General features: G+C 66.9%; 19 protein-coding genes and 1 pseudogene. 16 read left to right on the top strand and 4 right to left on the bottom strand.

Translation table 11 applies throughout. The annotated features are described in order from the left end of the window. Positions 1 to 100: 100 nt before the first annotated feature. Positions 101 to 1,039 (bottom strand): polyprenyl diphosphate synthase, encoded by a 939-nt coding sequence (gene uppS, locus ACFR9U_RS20035; protein ID WP_247379021.1) that lies wholly within the window; start codon positions 1,037 to 1,039, stop codon positions 101 to 103. A 104-nt stretch (positions 1,040 to 1,143) separates the two neighbouring features. On the opposite strand from uppS, the gene ACFR9U_RS20030 reads away from it, so the two are divergent. The 6 genes from ACFR9U_RS20030 to hemA all read left to right on the top strand — a co-directional run bounded on the left by ACFR9U_RS20030 (position 1,144) and on the right by hemA (position 5,249). Continuing rightward, a complete protein-coding gene (locus ACFR9U_RS20030; RefSeq protein WP_247379019.1) occupies positions 1,144 to 1,338 on the top strand; it encodes a cold-shock protein in 195 nt (64 codons plus the stop codon). A gap of 5 nt (positions 1,339 to 1,343) precedes the next feature. After that, the gene (locus tag ACFR9U_RS20025; RefSeq protein WP_247379017.1) at positions 1,344 to 1,538 is read left to right on the top strand and encodes a cold-shock protein; all 195 of its coding nucleotides are present in this window, start codon (positions 1,344 to 1,346) and stop codon (positions 1,536 to 1,538) included. Between the two features lie 128 nt (positions 1,539 to 1,666). Continuing rightward, entirely contained in the window at positions 1,667 to 2,083 is a 417-nt protein-coding gene (locus ACFR9U_RS20020; RefSeq protein WP_247379014.1) for a DUF5778 family protein, read from the top strand. Between the two features lie 111 nt (positions 2,084 to 2,194). Continuing rightward, positions 2,195 to 3,271: a siroheme decarboxylase subunit beta gene (gene ahbB, locus ACFR9U_RS20015; protein ID WP_247379011.1), complete on the top strand. Its 1,077-nt coding sequence runs from the start codon at positions 2,195 to 2,197 to the stop codon at positions 3,269 to 3,271. A gap of 2 nt (positions 3,272 to 3,273) precedes the next feature. Beyond that, complete coding sequence (locus ACFR9U_RS20010; protein WP_247379009.1) at positions 3,274 to 3,921, top strand: precorrin-2 dehydrogenase/sirohydrochlorin ferrochelatase family protein; 648 nt, start codon at positions 3,274 to 3,276, stop codon at positions 3,919 to 3,921. Then, positions 3,918 to 5,249, top strand: coding sequence for a glutamyl-tRNA reductase (hemA, locus tag ACFR9U_RS20005; protein ID WP_247379007.1), 1,332 nt, complete (start codon positions 3,918 to 3,920; stop codon positions 5,247 to 5,249). The genes ACFR9U_RS20010 and hemA overlap by 4 nt, the downstream gene beginning before the upstream one ends. Before the next feature lie 3 nt (positions 5,250 to 5,252). Here the strand turns inward: hemA and ACFR9U_RS20000 are convergent, their stop codons facing one another. Next, positions 5,253 to 6,449: an MFS transporter gene (locus ACFR9U_RS20000; RefSeq protein WP_247379005.1), complete on the bottom strand. Its 1,197-nt coding sequence runs from the start codon at positions 6,447 to 6,449 to the stop codon at positions 5,253 to 5,255. Positions 6,450 to 6,553: 104 nt separating this feature from the next. Between ACFR9U_RS20000 and ACFR9U_RS19995 the strand changes: the two genes are divergently transcribed. The 3 genes from ACFR9U_RS19995 (at position 6,554) to ACFR9U_RS19985 (ending at position 8,036) form a co-directional block, all read left to right on the top strand. Beyond that, positions 6,554 to 6,832, top strand: coding sequence for a 4a-hydroxytetrahydrobiopterin dehydratase (locus ACFR9U_RS19995; RefSeq protein ID WP_247379003.1), 279 nt, complete (start codon positions 6,554 to 6,556; stop codon positions 6,830 to 6,832). Next, positions 6,832 to 7,257, top strand: coding sequence for an LWR-salt protein (gene lwrS / locus ACFR9U_RS19990; RefSeq protein WP_247379001.1), 426 nt, complete (start codon positions 6,832 to 6,834; stop codon positions 7,255 to 7,257). Before ACFR9U_RS19995 ends, lwrS begins: the two co-directional genes overlap by 1 nt. Positions 7,258 to 7,340: 83 nt before the next feature. Further along, positions 7,341 to 8,036 (top strand): HAD family hydrolase, encoded by a 696-nt coding sequence (locus ACFR9U_RS19985; protein WP_247378998.1) that lies wholly within the window; start codon positions 7,341 to 7,343, stop codon positions 8,034 to 8,036. An 18-nt stretch (positions 8,037 to 8,054) separates the two neighbouring features. Here ACFR9U_RS19985 and ACFR9U_RS19980 read toward each other — a convergent pair whose 3' ends face one another. Both ACFR9U_RS19980 and ACFR9U_RS19975 read right to left on the bottom strand, forming a co-directional pair. Further along, the gene (locus tag ACFR9U_RS19980; protein ID WP_247378996.1) at positions 8,055 to 10,019 is read right to left on the bottom strand and encodes a molybdopterin biosynthesis protein; all 1,965 of its coding nucleotides are present in this window, start codon (positions 10,017 to 10,019) and stop codon (positions 8,055 to 8,057) included. Beyond that, entirely contained in the window at positions 10,016 to 11,287 is a 1,272-nt protein-coding gene (locus ACFR9U_RS19975) for a molybdopterin molybdotransferase MoeA (RefSeq protein ID WP_247378993.1), read from the bottom strand. The genes ACFR9U_RS19980 and ACFR9U_RS19975 overlap by 4 nt, the downstream gene beginning before the upstream one ends. A 134-nt stretch (positions 11,288 to 11,421) precedes the next feature. Here ACFR9U_RS19975 and ACFR9U_RS19970 point away from each other — a divergent pair, with 134 nt between their 5' ends. From ACFR9U_RS19970 to ACFR9U_RS19940, 7 genes and pseudogenes are all read left to right on the top strand, one after another. Next, on the top strand, positions 11,422 to 11,784 hold the full coding sequence (locus ACFR9U_RS19970) for an Hsp20/alpha crystallin family protein (protein WP_247378991.1): 363 nt from the start codon (positions 11,422 to 11,424) through the stop codon (positions 11,782 to 11,784). Positions 11,785 to 11,800: 16 nt separating this feature from the next. Further along, positions 11,801 to 13,552 carry an ABC1 kinase family protein gene (locus ACFR9U_RS19965; RefSeq protein WP_247379048.1) on the top strand — a complete coding sequence of 584 codons (1,752 nt, stop codon included), beginning with the start codon at positions 11,801 to 11,803 and terminating at the stop codon, positions 13,550 to 13,552. A 227-nt stretch (positions 13,553 to 13,779) separates the two neighbouring features. Beyond that, positions 13,780 to 14,157: a translation initiation factor IF-5A gene (locus ACFR9U_RS19960; RefSeq protein WP_247378988.1), complete on the top strand. Its 378-nt coding sequence runs from the start codon at positions 13,780 to 13,782 to the stop codon at positions 14,155 to 14,157. 4 nt (positions 14,158 to 14,161) lie between these two features. Then, complete coding sequence (gene speB, locus ACFR9U_RS19955; protein WP_247378986.1) at positions 14,162 to 15,016, top strand: agmatinase; 855 nt, start codon at positions 14,162 to 14,164, stop codon at positions 15,014 to 15,016. Positions 15,017 to 15,085: 69 nt separating this feature from the next. Continuing rightward, a complete protein-coding gene (locus ACFR9U_RS19950) occupies positions 15,086 to 15,973 on the top strand; it encodes a hypothetical protein (protein WP_247378984.1) in 888 nt (295 codons plus the stop codon). A gap of 41 nt (positions 15,974 to 16,014) precedes the next feature. Further along, positions 16,015 to 16,782, top strand: coding sequence for a Nif3-like dinuclear metal center hexameric protein (locus tag ACFR9U_RS19945; RefSeq protein ID WP_247378982.1), 768 nt, complete (start codon positions 16,015 to 16,017; stop codon positions 16,780 to 16,782). Positions 16,783 to 16,939: 157 nt separating this feature from the next. Further along, a pseudogene (locus ACFR9U_RS19940) lies at positions 16,940 to 17,191 on the top strand (hypothetical protein); the annotation flags it as partial. Between the last annotated feature and the right edge of the window lie 149 nt (positions 17,192 to 17,340).

The raw sequence follows: 17,340 nt of genomic DNA, 5'->3' as shown, positions 1-17,340 counted from the left end.
AGGAAGCGACCAAACGCCGAGAGGCGAACGAAGTGAGTCTCTCGGAAGTTTGGCCGGTAGGCCAAAGCACGTCACGAGCAGCGCGACCTAACTGTGGGTTTCAGTCAGCAGCCGCTTCCGGCTCGATCTCGTCGGCGTCACCCGGATCGTTCAGCGCTTCCCGTTCGCCGCTCGGGAGGTGGTCGCGGAAGCGCCGGAGGATTCGGCGTGCCTCGTCGAGTTCCGCGCCGCCCGTCGCGCGGAGGAGCGCGAGTGCGCGGCGAGCCCGGGCCGTCCGCCAGGAGTCCTCGCGGTTCTCGTAGGTCCGGATGGCACGCAGGAAGTCGACTTTCCGGAACTCCGGCCAGTACGGCGTACAGAAGAACGCGGCGGCCTCGTTGCCGTTGGCGTGCCAGGGCAGGAAGTTGCTGGTCCGTTCGGCACCGCCCGTTCTGATGATGAGATCGACGTCCCGGACCGGCCCTTCGTAGAGGGACGATTCGACGGTTTCGACGTCGATGTCGGCCGGATCGAGGGCGCCGCTGGCGACGTCCCGTGCGACCTCGCGGGCGGCACCGAGCAGTTCGGCGCGGCCGCCGTAGGCCAGCGCGATGTTCAGGTGGAGCCGGTCGTATTCGCTCGTCCGATCCTCGGCGTAGCGGATCGCCTCGGTCACGCGCTCCGGGAGGCGCTGGGTTTCACCGATCGCGCGGATGCGGACCTCGCCGTCGTGGACGCGGTCGGCGTCCGCGAACTCGTAGAGCTTCTCCTCGATGAGGTCGAACAGGTTCTCGCGTTCGTCTTTCGGCCGGTCGAAGTTCTCGGTCGAGAACGCGTACAGCGTCAGTTCCTCGATGCCGAGTTCGTCACACCAGTTGAGCACGTTCTCGGTCGTCTGAGCGCCGGCGCGATGGCCGTCCGTGGCCTCGCCGCCCTGTTTGTCGGCGTACCGGCGGTTGCCGTCCTGAATGACGGCGACGTGATCTGGCGTCCCCGATATTTCCCCTCGCAGCAGGCGTTCGTAGCCGCGGAGTGCCTGCTGGCGAACCCACGAAAGCATTGCCTGAGACGTCCGTGCGTGGTCGTAAGAATCTTGTCTTCCCCCAGGAAGGGTGTGGGTGACCCGCAGGGTTTTAATATCGGGACGCCCTCTGAGAGAGTGCAATGGCGAACGGTACGGTTGATTTCTTCAACGACACTGGCGGTTACGGTTTCATCGACACTGACGACGCGGACGAAGACGTGTTCTTCCACATGGAGGACGTCGGCGGTCCTGACCTCGAGGAGGGGCAGGAAGTCGAATTCGACATCGAGCAAGCGGACAAGGGTCCGCGCGCGGTCAACCTGGAGCGGGTGTGATTTCGATGGCGAAAGGCAAAGTCGATTTCTTCAACGACACCGGCGGCTACGGCTTCATCGACACTGACGACGCGGACGAGGACGTGTTCTTCCACATGGAAGACGTCGGCGGTCCTGACCTCGAGGAGGGGCAGGAAGTCGAGTTCGACATCGAACAGGCAGACAAAGGGCCGCGGGCGACGAACCTGACGCGACTGTAACCAGGGTTCACGACCCACTGGCGCACTGACGGGGCACTCGCCCCGAATCATTTTCGACCCGAGCAGCCGCTCCCCAAACCGACTCGATACCGTGAGAGGTATGGGGCCCGGCACACGACAGCCGAGCGATGAGCAACGAGCAGGACGTCATCGACCCCGACCTCTATCAGCGGACCAAGGCACTGTTGGAACCGGGCGACATCGAACTGGCCGGCGTCATCGTTCACACCGACCTCGGGAACGACGCCGAGGCGAAACTCCACGAGGCAACCATCGAGATCGGCGACGTCATCGCCGAGTACGAGGGCGTCGACCCAGGCGACACCTACGTCTACTCCGGCAACGACGACCCGGACTTCGGCCTCAACCAGCACCAGGGACTCACGATCGACGGCGACGAGTTCGTCTGGGAGTGCCAGCAACTCATCCGCGAGGAACAGTTCCGGATCGTCTTCTACTACGAGGCCGACGTCGACCAGGACGGGCTCGTTTCGGCGCTCCGCGAGGAGGGCTACACCGTCGAGGGCGTCACTACCGACGAGTAGTCACGGGCAAACGCTTTGCCTGTGTGGTGCATACTTCCTGGTAACCTCAGCATTCTCGGATCGCGCGAAGACAAACGCGGATTTATACCGGGTCAACCCTGAGTGGCGACCATGACTGATGACCTGGAGCGCGCGGACAGGGCGGTCATCAACGCCTTCCAGGGTGGGTTCCCCGTCGTCGAACGTCCCTTCGAGCCGGCAGCCGCGGCACTGCGAGACCGCGGCGTCGAGATGGACGCCGACGAACTGCTGACACGCGTCCAGCGACTCGACGAGGAGGGCATCCTGACCCGATTCGGCGCGCTCATCAACGCCGAGGAAATCGGGGGTGCAGCCACGCTCGTGGCCATGCACGCGCCCGAGGACCGATACGACGAGGTCGCCGAGCAAGTCAACGCGTACGACGAGGTGGCCCACAACTACGAGCGCGAACATCCACACCTGAACATGTGGTTCGTGGTCAGCGTCCCCGACCCGGACCGCGTCGACGACGTCCTGGCCGAGATCGAGGACGAGACCGGCCAAGAGACGTACAACCTCCCCAAACAGCAGGAGTTCCGTGTCGAGGCGAAGTTCCTCGTCGACGGCCCCATTTCCGACGGCGACGTAGATCTCTCCGATCTGGGGCCTGACGTGACGCCGACCGACCAGACGTCACTGACCCCGGCGGAACTGGACCTCGTCCTGGAGATTCAGGACGGCCTGCCGCTGACGGCGACTCCCTACGGTGACGTCGCCGAGGCCATCGGACAGGACGTTGAGTGGGTCGTCGAGACGATCAAGCGATTCGACCAGGAGGGGAAGGTCCGGCGCGTCGGCGTCATTCCGAACCATTACTCCCTGGGCTACACGGAAAACGGGATGACCGTCTGGAACGTCCCGGACGAGAAACTCGGCGAGGTCGGCCCGGCCATCGCGTCGCTTTCCTTCGTCACGCACTGTTACGAGCGGCCGCGTCACGAGGGCGTCTGGCCGTACAACTTCTTCGCGATGACCCACGGGCGGAGTGAAGAAGAGAGCCAACAGCGCATCCAACAGGTCCGCGACCGGATGGCCGAGTTCTGGGACGTCAGCGACGAGGACTGGGATTCGCTGTTCTCGACGCGGATTCTCAAGAAGACCGGTATCCGACTCGACGAACGGGCCGCAGCGAACACCACCGACGCGCCGACAGACGCCGACGACTGACCATGATTCCACTACTCCACGACTTCACGGGAACGACGATCCTCGTCTTCGGCGGCGGCACCGTCGGGGCACGGAAAGCCCGGCGGTTCGCCCGCGAGGCCGACGTGGTCGTGGTCAGTCCTGACTTCGCCGACGCGGACTTCGGCGGCGCCGAGCGGATCAGGGCCGCACCCGACGACGAAGCCGTCGAAGACTGGATCGACCGCACCGAGCCGGCACTGGTCGTCGCCGCGACGGACGACACGGACCGGAACGCCGCCATCGAGCAGGCAGCGCGCGACCACGGCGCGCTGGTCAACCGAACGGATCAGCACGGCGAACGCGATCCCGGTAGTGTCGTCGTTCCGGCGACTGTCCGCGACGATCCGGTCGTCGCTGCGGTCGCGACCGGTGGGACGAGCCCGGCGCTGAGTCGCTATCTGCGCGAACGTATCGAGGACGAACTCACCAACGCCGGGGCGATGGCGGAGCTCTCCGGCGAACTGCGTGATGACTTACAGGACCGCGGGGTCGACCCCGCGGTGCGGCGAGACGCAGTCCGGGAGGTCGTCAGATCCGGACGTGTTTGGAAGCATTTAGATAGTGGCAGGACGAAAGCACGCCAAGTGGCCGAGGACGTGACTACTGCCGTGACAGGTGATCTATCGTGATTGACGGAACTGGCGTCATCTCAGGCGTCAGCGTGTCGCACGAACGTGCGAGCGTCGACGACATCGACGCGGCCTGTGCAGAGAACCAGCGGGTGGCCGTCGAGTCGCTTCTCGCACGACCTGGCGTCAAAGAGGCGTACGTCCTCCAGACGTGTAACCGATCCGAGGCGTACGTCGTCACTGCGGACCCAGCGGTCGGACGGGCCGTGCTCCGTGAGTTCTTCCTCGACATGCCCGAAGACGTGCTCGTCGAGATGGAACACGAGGAGTGCCTGCGTCACCTCCTGCGGGTGGCAGCGGGACTCGAATCGATCGTTCTCGGCGAGGATCAGATTCTCGGCCAGGTTCGCGACGCCTACGAGGACTCGCGCGGCGTCGGCGGCATCGGGCCGGTGCTCGAAAGCGGCGTGACGAAGGCGATGCACGTCGGCGAGCGCGCCCGCACCGAGACCGGGATCAACGAGGGGACGGTCTCACTGGGGAGTGCCGCCGTCAACCTCGCGCGTGCCGAACGCGACCTCTCGGCGTCGACGGCGCTCATCGTCGGCGCCGGCGAGATGGGCGCGCTCGTCGCGAAGGCACTCGACGAGTCGGTCGGGCGCGTCCTGGTCGGCAACCGGACGGTCCCGCACGCCGAGCACCTCGTCGAGGGCATGGACGTCGAGGGGAGCGCCCTCGCGCTCGACGCCCTCCCGGCGGCCGTCGAACGAGCCGATCTCGTCATCACGGCGACGGGGAGTTCGGACCACGTCGTCGACGTCGAGATGCTCTCCGACGCCGGTGAGACGCTGGTCATCGATCTGGCGCAGCCCAGAGACGTCCCGACGACGGCCGACGAGATCGACGGCGTCGACGTGTACGACCTGGACGACCTGGAATCGGTGACCAGAGCCTCTCGCGCACAGCGTGAGGAGGCAGCGGAGGCGGTCGAACGGCTCGTCGACGAGGAGTTCGACCACCTCCTGACCCAGTACAAGCGGAAACGGGCCGATCAGGTCATCGCCGCGATGTACGAGAGCGCCGAACAGTTGAAGACGCGGGAACTGGCGACCGCGATGGAGAAACTCGACCTCGACAGCGAGGAAAAAGAGGTCGTCGAGTCGATGGCCGACGCGCTCGTCGGGCAGCTGCTGGCCGCGCCGACTCAGAGCCTCCGCGACGCCGCCGAGGAAGACGACTGGACCACTATCAACACCGCGCTGCAACTGTTCGACCCGCACTTCGGCAGCGAGACGCCCGACTTCGTCTCCAGCATGAACCCCGACGAGATCCCCGAGGCGATGAAAGCGGAGATGCCGACGGCAGTCCTCGAACAGCTCGACGACTGATTCCTATTTTGCCGGGACGTTCGACTGTGGTAACTGAAGCCGGAGAAACGCCGGGAGCGCGAGAATCGCGATCGCGATCTCCAGGCCGCCGACGACGAGGAACGCCGCGACGTAGCTGACCTCTTCGGCGATGGTTCCTCCGACGAGAATCCCTGCGAGAAAGCCCAGACTACCGAAGGTGTTGAATCCGGCCATGGCGACGCCTCGCTCGGTGCTGGGCGCGAGGTCCGTGACGAGCGCCATCGTCGCCGGGGCGACGAGCGCGCCGATGACGCCGACGGCGACCATCGCGACCCCGGTGAGGCGGACGGTCGGCGCGACGCCGACCGCGATGACCGCGAGTCCGTACAGGAGCGAGCCGACGACGACGGGGAGCGTGCGACCGATCCGATCAGAGAGCACGCCGAACGGGTACTGCAACAGCGCGAAGGGGCCGAAAAACAGCGCGAGCATGAACCCGGTCTCCCCGGGCGAGAGGCCGACGACTTCGCGGAAGTACAGCGTGCCGACGAGCGCGAAGAACCCGGCCGTGAGCCGGTCGATCAGGCCGAACGCGTAGGGCAGGAGCAGTGCCGGCGTCTCGCGCAGCCCGCTCACCACGGCCCGCACCACGTCGCGGCTGTGTCCGGGCGTCCGGTCGGTGACGAGCGCGGCGAGCGCGCCGGCGACCAGTAAGAGCCCGCTGGCGACGAGCAGTGGCACGAACGGGCCGACTTCGTAGAGCTGCCCGCCCAGCGGCGCGCCCAGGGCCGTCCCGAGGCCGATGGCGATCCCGGCGGCGCCCATGTTCTTGCCGTGGCCGCCGTCCAGGTCCATGAGCATCGTCATCGCCAGCGAGAACGCGCCGATGGTCGCCGCGCCCTGCAGCACGCGGAGTCCCAGCACGGCGGTAAAGGACAGGGGGACGACGCGGTGGAGGAGCGCCACCAGCGCGTAGCCGGCCGCGCCACCGACGGCGCCAGCGACGATGAAGGGAACGCGGCGACCGGCGCTGTCGCTGGCGGCTCCCCAGACGCCGGCACAGACGACGAACGCCGCGAACTCGGCGGTCAGAAACCACATGCTCGCGTCGAGGGCGGTGTCGGCCCCGAGCGCGTCGACGAGGGTGTCGATGCCCGGATACAGCAACACCTGTGCGAGCAGCACGGCGAACACCACCCCGGCGAGAGCGACGCGGGTCCGTCGGTCCGTCCCTGACATCACACCCCTGCGGTTCGTACCCGACCAAGGAACCGTTTTCCCATCGCGGCGAGGCCCCGTCTGCCGACCTGGGCTTTATCGGGGATCGAGCCAACCCCTCACACATGGCAGACCTGCTCTCAGACGAGGAGATCGAGGCACAGCTCCCCGCCGACTGGGAACGCGACGGCGACGAGATCGTCCGGACGTTCGAGTTCGACTCGTACCTTCCCGGCGTGGGCTTCGCGTCCGGGATCGCCGGTATCGCAGAGGACGCGTGGCACCACCCCGAAATCACGATCACCTGGGGCGAAGTCGAGGTCCGACTGACGACCCACGACGCCGGCGGCATCACCGAGAAGGACACCGACCTCGCCGCCCGGTTCAACGACGCGTACGAGTGATGAACGACGAGACCGCTGAGCACGGCGACGACGCAGGTGCGGCCGAGTACGTCTTCGGCTGTCGGTTCAGACTGAGCCCCTCGGTGGCCGGCTTGCGAGCCGAGCCGAACGAGTTCGAGACGACGCTGTTTCGCGAGGCCGACCCGCCGGGCGAAGACGGCTGGCTGTTCTTCCGGGACAACCTCTGGCACGGCGAACTGAACGACCCGGACTACTTCCGGGAACTGACCGAAGACGCCCTGGGCGTGACAGTGCTGACGGTCGACTTCCGCGAACTCAGGACGGACCAGACATATCTCGACGCGCTGGACGACGCGATCGGCGCGAACCTGGACCTGTTCAACGCCGAGCGCGTCCCCGAAGTCCGATCGAAGTACCTCGGGTCGAGCATCAGGCTGGTCGACGACGGATCTACAGGGGCATGAGCGACAACTGTTGACACACGTGTCGCTCCGGATACAATTGCCGGAAATCACTTATTCGAGTGTCCCGTACAGTGACAATCCCGATGGTCCCTGACGAGTACGATTTCTGGCTGCTGGACCTCGACGGCACGCTGGTGGACATCGAACCCTCCTACGTCCGCCACGTGTTCGACGAGGTCGGCGACCGACTCGGTCGGACGTTCACCGACCGGGAAGCCGAGATCGTCTGGCACGGGCTCGGTGGGTCACGGAACGAACAGCTCCGCCAGTGGGACGTCGGCGTCGACCGCTTCTGGGAGGTGTTCCACGAGGTCGAGGACGCCGACGCTCGAGCCGAGCACACCTTCCTCTACGACGACGCCGACTTCGTCGCCGACCTCGACGTACCCGTCGGCCTGGTGACCCACTGCCAGGAGTACCTCACTGAACCGGTGCTCGACCGGCTGGACATCCGCGATTGGTTCGACACGGTCGTCTGCTGTACGGAAGAGACGGGCTGGAAACCGGATCCGACGCCCGTCGAGTTAGCGATGGCGGACCTCGACACCGCCCCGAACGGTCACGGCGGCGACCCCGTGAGCAGAGCGGACGGCGGCTCGACCGGCGTGCTCGCGGGTGACGGCCCCCACGACATCGGTGCGGCCTGGAACGCGGGGCTTGACGGTATCCACGTCGAACGTCACGACCCGCACAGCCGGGGCCAGTGCGTCCTGGGCGACTACCGCGTCGAGGCGTTCACCGACCTCGACGGCGTCCGGGCCGAACCCGGCAGCGACTGACCGGGCGTCGTCACGCGACTAGTCTCGCGCGTAGCCGGCGAGTTCTGACAGCACCGCCTCGACCGAGTCGAGCGCCGCGTCGAGTGCAGCGACGCCCTCTTTCCCCGTTCTGTCGTCGTTCGCCAGCACGCGCACTGGCTGGTCGCCGAGCGAGACGAATCCCAGGCCGAGTTCGTCGGCGGTCGCTCGGAGTCCGAGCCCGACGTCTGCCTGCCCGGCCGCGACTTTCCGGGCGGGACTCTCGTGGGCTTTCGCGGTAAGGCCGTAGCCGTCGATGGCGTCGGTCAGGTCCCGGCGGGAGCGGTCGCGCTCGGCGGCCAGCCCGGCCAGCGCGTCGTCGAAGTCTCGCCTGAGTCCGGAGTTCGTCCCGCGGTTGATGAACCGGAGGTCTCGATCCACCAGATCGGCGATCCCCGAGACGCGCTCGGGGTTGCCGTCGGGAACGATCAGCCCCCACTCGCGGGTCCAGCCGCCGAGTTCCGGGTAGTCGGCGTCGGCGGCGTCGGGGCCGGCCGCGACGGCGAAGTCCGGGACGCCGTTGCGGAGCCGGCGCAGCCCTTCGCGGGTGCCCAGCGACAGGAACCGGGGGTTCGTGAGGTCGTCGAGGGCGCGAGAGAGGGCGGGGTCGTCCTCGCCGACGCCGAACGCCGACGGTGGCCGCACGTCCGCGGAGAACAACTGGACGGTGACGGCCTGTCCCTCCGCCAGATACGCCGTGTCCGCGTCGACCTCGACGATGCCGTCGGCTTCGACGAGGCTCGTGGTCGCGCCGCTGCCCTTGTCGACGGGATACACGAGCGTCTCCCCGACACCGTCCGTCACGAGCCCGACGGGCATCAACCGCATTCGGCCTTCGCTGTAGCGCTCTTCGGCCGCCATCCGACCGTCGACGGTCGCGGTCTGTGGCTCTGGCAGGCCCGCTGCCGCTCTGATGGCCGGCGCGACGAACGTGCGGAAGATGGTCAGGGCGGAGACGGGATAGCCCGGGAGTCCGATATATGCCGAGCCACCGGCAGACTCTCGCTGCTCGGCGTCCGAGCCGTCCAACCGCCCCACGAGCATCGGCTTGCCGGGCTTGACGGCGACGCCGTGGAGCAGCAACTCGCCCCGCTCTTCGATGACCTGATAGATGACGTCGACCGCGGAGGCGCTTGTCGACCCCGACGAGAGGACGAGGTCGCACTCTTCGGCGGCCTGGGTGAGGATGCGCTCCATTTCGTCGTAGTCGTCGCCGGCGTGCGGATAGAGCACGGCTTCGCCGCCGGCCTCTTCGACCGCCGTCGCCGTCGTGTAGCTGTTCACGTCGAAGATCTGGCCGGCGTTCGAGTCCAGCGGCTCGCCCGGGCGGACGAGTTCGTCACCGGTCGAGATGATCCCGACGCGCGGGGTGGCTCGCACTGGCACCTCGTCGACGCCGAGCGCCGAGAGCAGGCCGATCTCTCGCGGCGTGAGCCGCGTGCCGGGGCCGAGCGCGCGCTCACCCGCGGCCACGTCCGCGCCCGCGAGCATGACGTGGTCTCCCGGTGCGAGCGAGGTGCGCACGAGGACGTCCGTGCTCGCGGCGGTGCCGCTCGTTTCGTCCGTCGAACTCTGTTCGACGCGCTCGGTGTCGGTTTTCTCGACCATCACGACCGCGTCGGCTCCCTCGGGCATCACCGCCCCCGTCGAGATCTCGGCGGCAGTCCCCTCTTCGACTGTCACGTCGGGCGCTTCGCCGGCGTGGACCTCGCCGACGAGTTCGAGGCGCGCGGGGTCGGCCTCGTCGGCACCGAAGGTGTCCCGAGCGCGGATCGCGTAACCGTCCATGCTCGCGCGGTCGAATCCCGGCACGTCGAGGCTCGCGTCGATCCGCTCGGCGAGGACTCGCCCGCGGGCTTCCCCGAGCGGGACGTGTTCGGTCCCGCCGGCGAGGTCCAGCGACGAGATCGCTTCGTGAGCTTCTTCTGGCGGCACGAGGTCGCGGAACTCCTTCCTCTCCGTCATGCGTACCACTCCCAGTTCTGGACGCGGACGCGTTCGCCTTCGGCGACGCCCTCGCGACCTTCGGGGACGACGACCCAGCCGTCGGCAAGCGCGACGCTCGAGAGGACGCCGGACCCGGAGGCCCGCGTCGGCGTCGCCGTGGGGAGGTCCCGCTCGTCGTCCGTCGAGTCCTCGGCCGTCTGATCGAGTTTGACGCGAGCGAACGTCCGGACGCCGGGTTCGCTCGATATCTTCCGGTCGAGGACGGCTTCGGTCGCGGGATGGTCCCGCAGCGGGAGGTGACCGGCCCACTTCAGCGCCGGCCGGAGGAACTGCATGGCGTTGACGATACAGGCAACCGGGTAGCCCGGGAGCATGATGACTGGCGTGTCCTCGACGACGCCGAACCCGACGGGATGGCCGGGTTTGAGCGCGACGCCGTGGACCAGCACTTCGCCCAGGTCGTCGACGACTTCCGGGATGAGGTCGCGCTTCCCCACCGAGGAGCCGCCCGTGGTGACGATGACATCCTTCGTGAGGTCGCGCTGGATCGCCGCCCGGAGGGCGTTTTCGTCGTCGGTGACCACGTCGCGATAGGCCGCCGTTCCGCCCCAGCGCTCGACGTACTCGGAGACGGTGAGGCCGTTCGTTTCGATCACTTCGCCCGGTCCGGGGTCGTGCTGGACGAGTTCCTCGCCGGTCGGGACGACGCCGACCGTCGGTCGCTGGTAGCAGGTCACTGCGTCGATCCCGACGGACTTCAACAGCCCCAGGTCCGACGGGCGGAGCTGGTGGCCCGGCTCGTACAGCGTCTGGTCCGCCTCGACGTCCTCGCCGGCCGGGGCGACGTTCTCGCCTTCGGCGACGGCGTCGAAGACTTCGACGTCTCCCGAGGCGGGTTGCACCTCGCACTGTTCGACCATCACGACGGCGTCCGCACCGGGCGGGACTTCGCTGCCGGTGTGGACTCGCGTGGCCTCGCCCGGGGCGACGTCCGGTGGGGCGCCGTCGGGTTCGTCGTCGCGGTCTCGTTCGCGGAGGACGGCCGGTGAGCGGTCGCCCGCGCCGAACGTGTCCTCGGCGCGGACCGCGAACCCGTCCATGGCGGCCCGGTCGTAGTGGGGGACTGGTCGGCTGGCCGTCACTGGCTCGGCGACGGCTCGGCCGTCGGCCATCGACAGCGGGACGCGCTCGGTCCGATCGTGCGGCGTGACGGCCGCTTGGAGCCGTTCGCGCGCGTCGGCCAGCCGCGTCACCTCCTTGAATCCCGACTCTCGTGGATCAGTCATACCTGGGCTTGGGCCGCCCGAACAAAAAGCGTCCGCCGAACGGGTCGGGACCGCACGGCGGCCGCCGCCGAATCGTTCCCGACGAGACCGCCGCAACCACGGCCTTTTTCGATGATGGGTCCCTAGCGACGGGTATGTCAGCGTTGCGCGATGCGATGCGGGACCTCCCCGAGACGGTGTTCGCCGACCTGCTGGAGAGTGAGGACGCCTACCTGCTGGTCATCGACCTGCCAGGGGCGACGGCCGAGACGGTCAGCGTCGGCATCTCGGCGGGTCGACTCGAGATCGAGGCGCGGCGCGAGAAGGACCTCCCGGCGGAGTTCCAGTACGTCGACGAGGAGCGAGCCCTCTTTCTGGACGCCGAACTTCCCCTCCCGCCCGACGCGACCGGGGCGGAAGCCGAAGGGCAGATGAAACGCGGAGTGCTCGAACTCCGCTTGCCGAAAGCCGGCGCGACGCCCGAGGCGGACGTGCCAATCACCGACGTGAGTGCGTAAGTCGGGGGGCCGCTCGGTGAACCTCCGTGCGTACCGACGGTTTTTCACCGTCGCGCGCCAATTCCTGCCACTCCTGCTCGCCTACGCGCGTGACCGTCACCGGTTCCTCCTCGTCGGCCGGTCGCGGCAGGTCTCGCCTGCCCAGCGGCGTCGCCGGGCAGCCAAACTGCTGGACTCACTGTTGACCCTCGGTCCCACGTTCATCAAACTCGGGCAGTTGCTCTCGACCAGACCGGACATCCTCCCGCCCGAGTACATCGACGAGTTCACGAAACTCCAGGACGAGGTCCCGCCCGCCGACTGGGCGGACGCCGAGTCCGTCATCGAGGAGGAGCTCGGCCCCGTCGGGGAGAACTTCGAGTACTTCGATACGACCTCCATCAGCGGTGCGAGCCTCGGCCAGGTCTACTACGCCGAAACCGAGGACGGGCCGGTCGCCGTGAAAGTCCGCCGGCCCGGCATCGAGGACCTCGTGGAGGCGGACCTGCGGGTCATCCGCTGGTCGCTGCCGATCATCATGCGGTTCGTCGGCGAGGCGCGGTCGTTCTCGCTGGAGACGCTCTCCGACGAGTTCGCCAAGACGATCCGCCAGGAGATGGACTACGAGCGGGAGGCCCGGATGCTCGCGGAGATCCGCGACAACTTCCGGAGCGACCGCCGGATCCGCATTCCACAGGTCGACGGGTCGCGGTCGACCGGTCGGATCCTCACCATGGAGTACGTCGAGGGGACGAAGATCTCGAACATCGAGGAACTCGACGAGATGGGCGTCGACCGGACGGACATCGCCGAGACGCTCCAGCGAGTGTACCTCCAGATGATCGTCGACGACGGGGTCTTCCACGCCGATCCGCACCCCGGGAACCTGGCCGTCAAGGACGACGGCACGCTCGTGTTCTACGACTTCGGCATGAGCGGCTACGTCGAGTCGTACGTGCAGGAGAAGATCATCGACTTCTACATCGCCGTGGCCAACCAGGACACCGACGCCATCCTCGACGCGCTCATCGAGATGGGGACGCTGAGTCCCGAAGCCGACCGCGAGGTGATGGGCGAGGTGATGGAACTCGCCATCGCGGACGCTCGCGGTGACGACATCGAGCAGTACCGCATCCAGCAGATCGTCCAGCAGGTCGAGGACACCATCTACGAGTTCCCGCTCCGACTCCCCTCGAACCTCGCGCTGGTCTTGCGCGTCGCGACCGTCGTCGAGGGGGTCTGCGTCACGCTGGACCCGGACTTCGATTTCATCGCGGTGGCGACGGGCTACCTGCGCGACCACGGGTACCTGGAAGCCGGCGTCAAACAGTTCATCGAGGACCGCGGGGAGGAACTCCAGCAGGCCGCCCAGTCGGCGATTCGGACGCCGCCCAAACTCGAACGGACGCTCGACCGAATCGAGCGCGACGACTTGCGGGTGAACGCCGACATCGAGGACTCCGACGGGCTGCTCCAGACCCTGGCCAAACGGCTCGTCTACGGGATGGTGCTGTCGGCCGGCATCGTCTCGACGGCCGTCCTGTACTCGTTTGGGACCGTCGACGCGGCCTGGATCGCTGGCGGGGCGACGGTGCTCGTGGCCGGATTGCTCTACTGGTCGTTCCGGGAGCAGTCCGGTATCCAGACCGAACCCCAGTTCACGCGCCAGAACCTCCGGGAACGCGAGGCGAGCGAGATGGACGGGTCGGCCGTCGGCGAGATCGACATCGGTGGGAACGGCTTCGGCGACGCAGTGACCGAGGAGTCGCCGGAGAGCACTGAGAACTGAGCCAGCGATCCGACGGCTCGGGATCGTTTCCATCCTCGCAACGTACTTGGTGGCCGTACGTTCGTCGATCGACGTGAGTGGACCCTTCGATCTGGTCTGACCGGATAGTCCGTCGGCGGGCTGCCGTGACGAAGGTCTCTGGTCGGTGGCAGAAACCGGTCAGTTGATTGCAACGGCGTCGGCGCGGTTCCAAACCGTTTATACTGGTACACTGACTACCGCGGATCATGGCGAAAGAGCAGAAGGAAGTTCGCGACCTGGACGAGGGGAGCTACGTCATGATGGACGACGCTCCGTGTAAGATCAACGCCTACAGTACGGCAAAGCCCGGCAAGCACGGCAGCGCCAAGGCCCGCGTCGAGGGCAAGGGCGTCTTCGACGAGAAAAAGCGCAGCCTCTCCCAGCCGGTCGACGCGAAGATCTGGGTCCCGATCATCGAGCGCAAGCAGGGACAGGTCGTCAACGTCGAGAGCGAGGACGTCGCGCAGGTCATGGACCTGGAGACCTACGAGACGATTACGATGAAGGTCCCCGGCGACGAGACGCTCTCCGAGGACGACGAGATCGAGTACCTCGAGTACGAAGGCCAGCGGAAGATCGTATAGCGCGATGTTTCCCGGCGCGCGGGCCCACCGGTCGGACGCCGCTGGAACGAGTTCCAGCGAGCCCCCGGTCTCTGACGCTCCCGGGGACGCCGCCTACGTCGTCGTCGGCGCACCACTCGACGCTTCGACGACGTTCCAGCCCGGCACCCGGTTTGGCCCCCGCCGAGTCCGCCATTTTGCCGAGTCGTTCGACGACTACGACCACCACACTAATCAGCGGTTCACCGACCTGGCGGTCAGTGACCACGGCGACATTCACCCGAGCGACGACGCCGAAGAGTACCTTCAGTTTCTGCGGGGGACGCTCGGTGACGTCAGGCGCGACGACGCGGTGCCGCTCACGATCGGTGGCGAACACACCGTGACGGTCGCGGGCGTGCGCGCAGTCGACCCGGACGTGTTCGTCTGCCTCGACGCCCACCTCGACCTCCGCGAGGAGTACGCCGGCAACCCGCTGAACCACGCGACGGTCACGCGACACGCACTGGCAGCGGCCGACGAGGCCGTCGTACTGGGAGCGCGCACCGGAAGTGAAACCGAGTGGGAGCGGGCTCGAGACGACGACGTGACTGTGGTTGCTCCCGACGACGTCGCCGACTGGACGCCCGACTTCGGAGACCGTTCGGTGTATCTGAGCGTGGACGTCGACGCCGCCGATCCGGCGTACGCACCCGGAACGGGGACGATGGAACCGTTCGGCCTTGAACCGCGAACGATGCACGACGTCGTTCGAGCGGTCGCGCCACACGCCGAGGGGTTCGACGTGGTCGAGGTCAACGACCGCGACGACGGGCAGGCCGCCGTTCTGGCAGCGAAACTGCTCCGGGCGTTCGTCTTCGCTCACGCGGCGGACGGCTAGGCCCGCCTGGCGGCTACGATGGCTGGCGCGGCGAATGGTTTTTAGACGGTGGGGGAGTCGGTTTCCACCATGCCCAGTCTTTCGTCCTGTTACTTCTGTGGAACTGCGCTGGACGCACCGATCGACGCCTATCCGGTCGTGCCCGAAGGACTCCCGATCGACGCCGAACACACCGTCTCTCTCTGTCCGACCTGTCAGCGGAAGCTACACGGCGCCCTCGAAATCGCCTTCGACGCCGCGACGGACGCCGATTCGATCGGCACGACCCTGGACGAGTACGACGTGCTCTCCGAGGAGGAGACCGCGACAGCCGTCGACGGCGACGCGTCGGCTCTTCCCTCGACGGAATCGACGTTCGAGGCCGCGCCCGACGATCCAGCCGCGGCGACCGACGCCGACGACGAGAGCGACGCGGCTGCCGAGACCGAACCGAGCACCGAGATCGAACCCGACGCCGAATCCGAGACGCAGGACGACGCGCCCGACGAAACTCACGAAACCGACGCCGGAGACGACGAGGGAGCTTCGGACGACGACAGCGACTCGGACGAGGAACCGAAACCGGGAGTGGCTGACGACGATACGGACGACCGCTCCGATGGTGCAGGTGACGACGAGTCGACGGCTGCGGACGACGCGTCCACGCGGGCAGACGAAGACACGTCCACGCGGGCCGAGACGAACGACGACACGCCCGTCGATGAGTCCGAGGGCGACGACGACTCGGTGGCCGACGGGGAGCCCAGTGGGGAAGCGTCCGTTCTGTCGACGCCCGCGGCGAAGAAGGTCATCCGACTCCTGCAGAACCGCGAGTTCCCGGTCGAGCGCGACGAGTTCGAGGACGTCGCCTCGAACGCGTACGCCATTCCCCGCCAGGACTGCGTCGACGTGCTCGATGCCCTGGTTTCGGAGGGGTACGTCGCCGAGCACCGCGGTAATCTCGTCCGGGACGAGTAGACAGCCCAAAGGCTACAGGGGGTGCCGGCGAACCGTCGCGCATGAACTGCGCGGACTTCTGTGCACGCCTGGACGAAGAGTTGCGGACCGACGCGTACGCCGACCTCGACGCGAGTCCGAACGGCTTGCAGGTCGGCCCCGCCGAGCGCGAGGTCGAACACGTCGCTTTCGCCGTCGATGCGGCGCGAGCGACGGCAGACGCGGCCGTCGACGCCGACGCTGATCTGCTGGTGACCCACCACGGCTACGTGTTCGGGAGCGTCGAACGGGTGACTGGCCGACTGTACGAACGGCTGCGTCCGCATTACGAACACGAGATGGGACTGTACGTTTCACATCTCCCGCTCGACGGCCATCAGGAACTCGGGAACGCGGCGGGGCTGGCGGACCTGCTCGATCTCACCGACCGCGAACCGTTCGGCGAGATGGGGCCGGAGTACATCGGACAGCGCGGAACTGCAGCCGACCCCTTCGACAGGGACGAACTGGTGTCGCTGCTCGACGCCGAACTCGACACCGGCGACCAGGACGTCCAGCTGCTCGATTTCGGCCCCGAAGTGATCGAAGACGTCGCCATCGTCACCGGGAGCGGCGTGGACTGGCTGGACGAGGCCGTCGACGCGGGCGCCGACCTCCTGCTCACGGGCGAGGGGAAACAGCAGGTGTATCACGACGCCCGCGAGGCCGGCATCAACGTCGCACTCGCCGGCCACTACGCGACGGAAACGTTCGGCGTCGCTGCGCTCGCCGATCTCGCCGAGGAATGGGGGCTGACGACCACCGTGGTGTCGCATCCGACCTGTCTCTAGCCGGTTTTGTCCGTACGCACGCGTGAGGCTGCGACCGCTTTTTCACCGCGACGACACGTGTCAGACGTCTGTGGGTCGCCCGTAGGACGGCCTCTCATTCGAGGCCGAATCGCGAGCGAGACGGCCGAAAGTCGCAGATTTGCCGGGGTGTGACGTGATGTCATCCCGCGGAATTGACCACAAAGCATTTATAACGAGCGCAAATTGTTACATCCGTACCCCTACCCATGGTGATAGTATCGAGTACAGTCGGTCGGACTCCACGTGGTTGCGGTCAAACCACGACCGGCGGCTGGAAAGGTGCTGGATCCACCCGAATGACACAACCAATCCAAACCAAACTATGACAGGAACACGCGAAAAAGTTCGCAGTCTCTTCCTGACTGCGCTGATGGTCATGTCGGTTTTCGCCGGCACCGTCGCGTTCTCAGGAGCGGCTGCTGCGGCTAATCAGTCTACTGTCCAGTATACTGCTGGCGATTATACGACTGATACAATCGGTGTAACGTATACAACTAGTGCAGACATGGGTGACGGCGTTGATGATAGCGTTCACAA

This window comes from Halorientalis brevis (genome assembly GCF_042678165.1).
Classification (GTDB): domain Archaea; phylum Halobacteriota; class Halobacteria; order Halobacteriales; family Haloarculaceae; genus Halorientalis; species Halorientalis brevis.
Note: the sequence above shows the minus strand (reverse complement) of the source record. Positions and strands in the feature narration are given on the sequence as shown.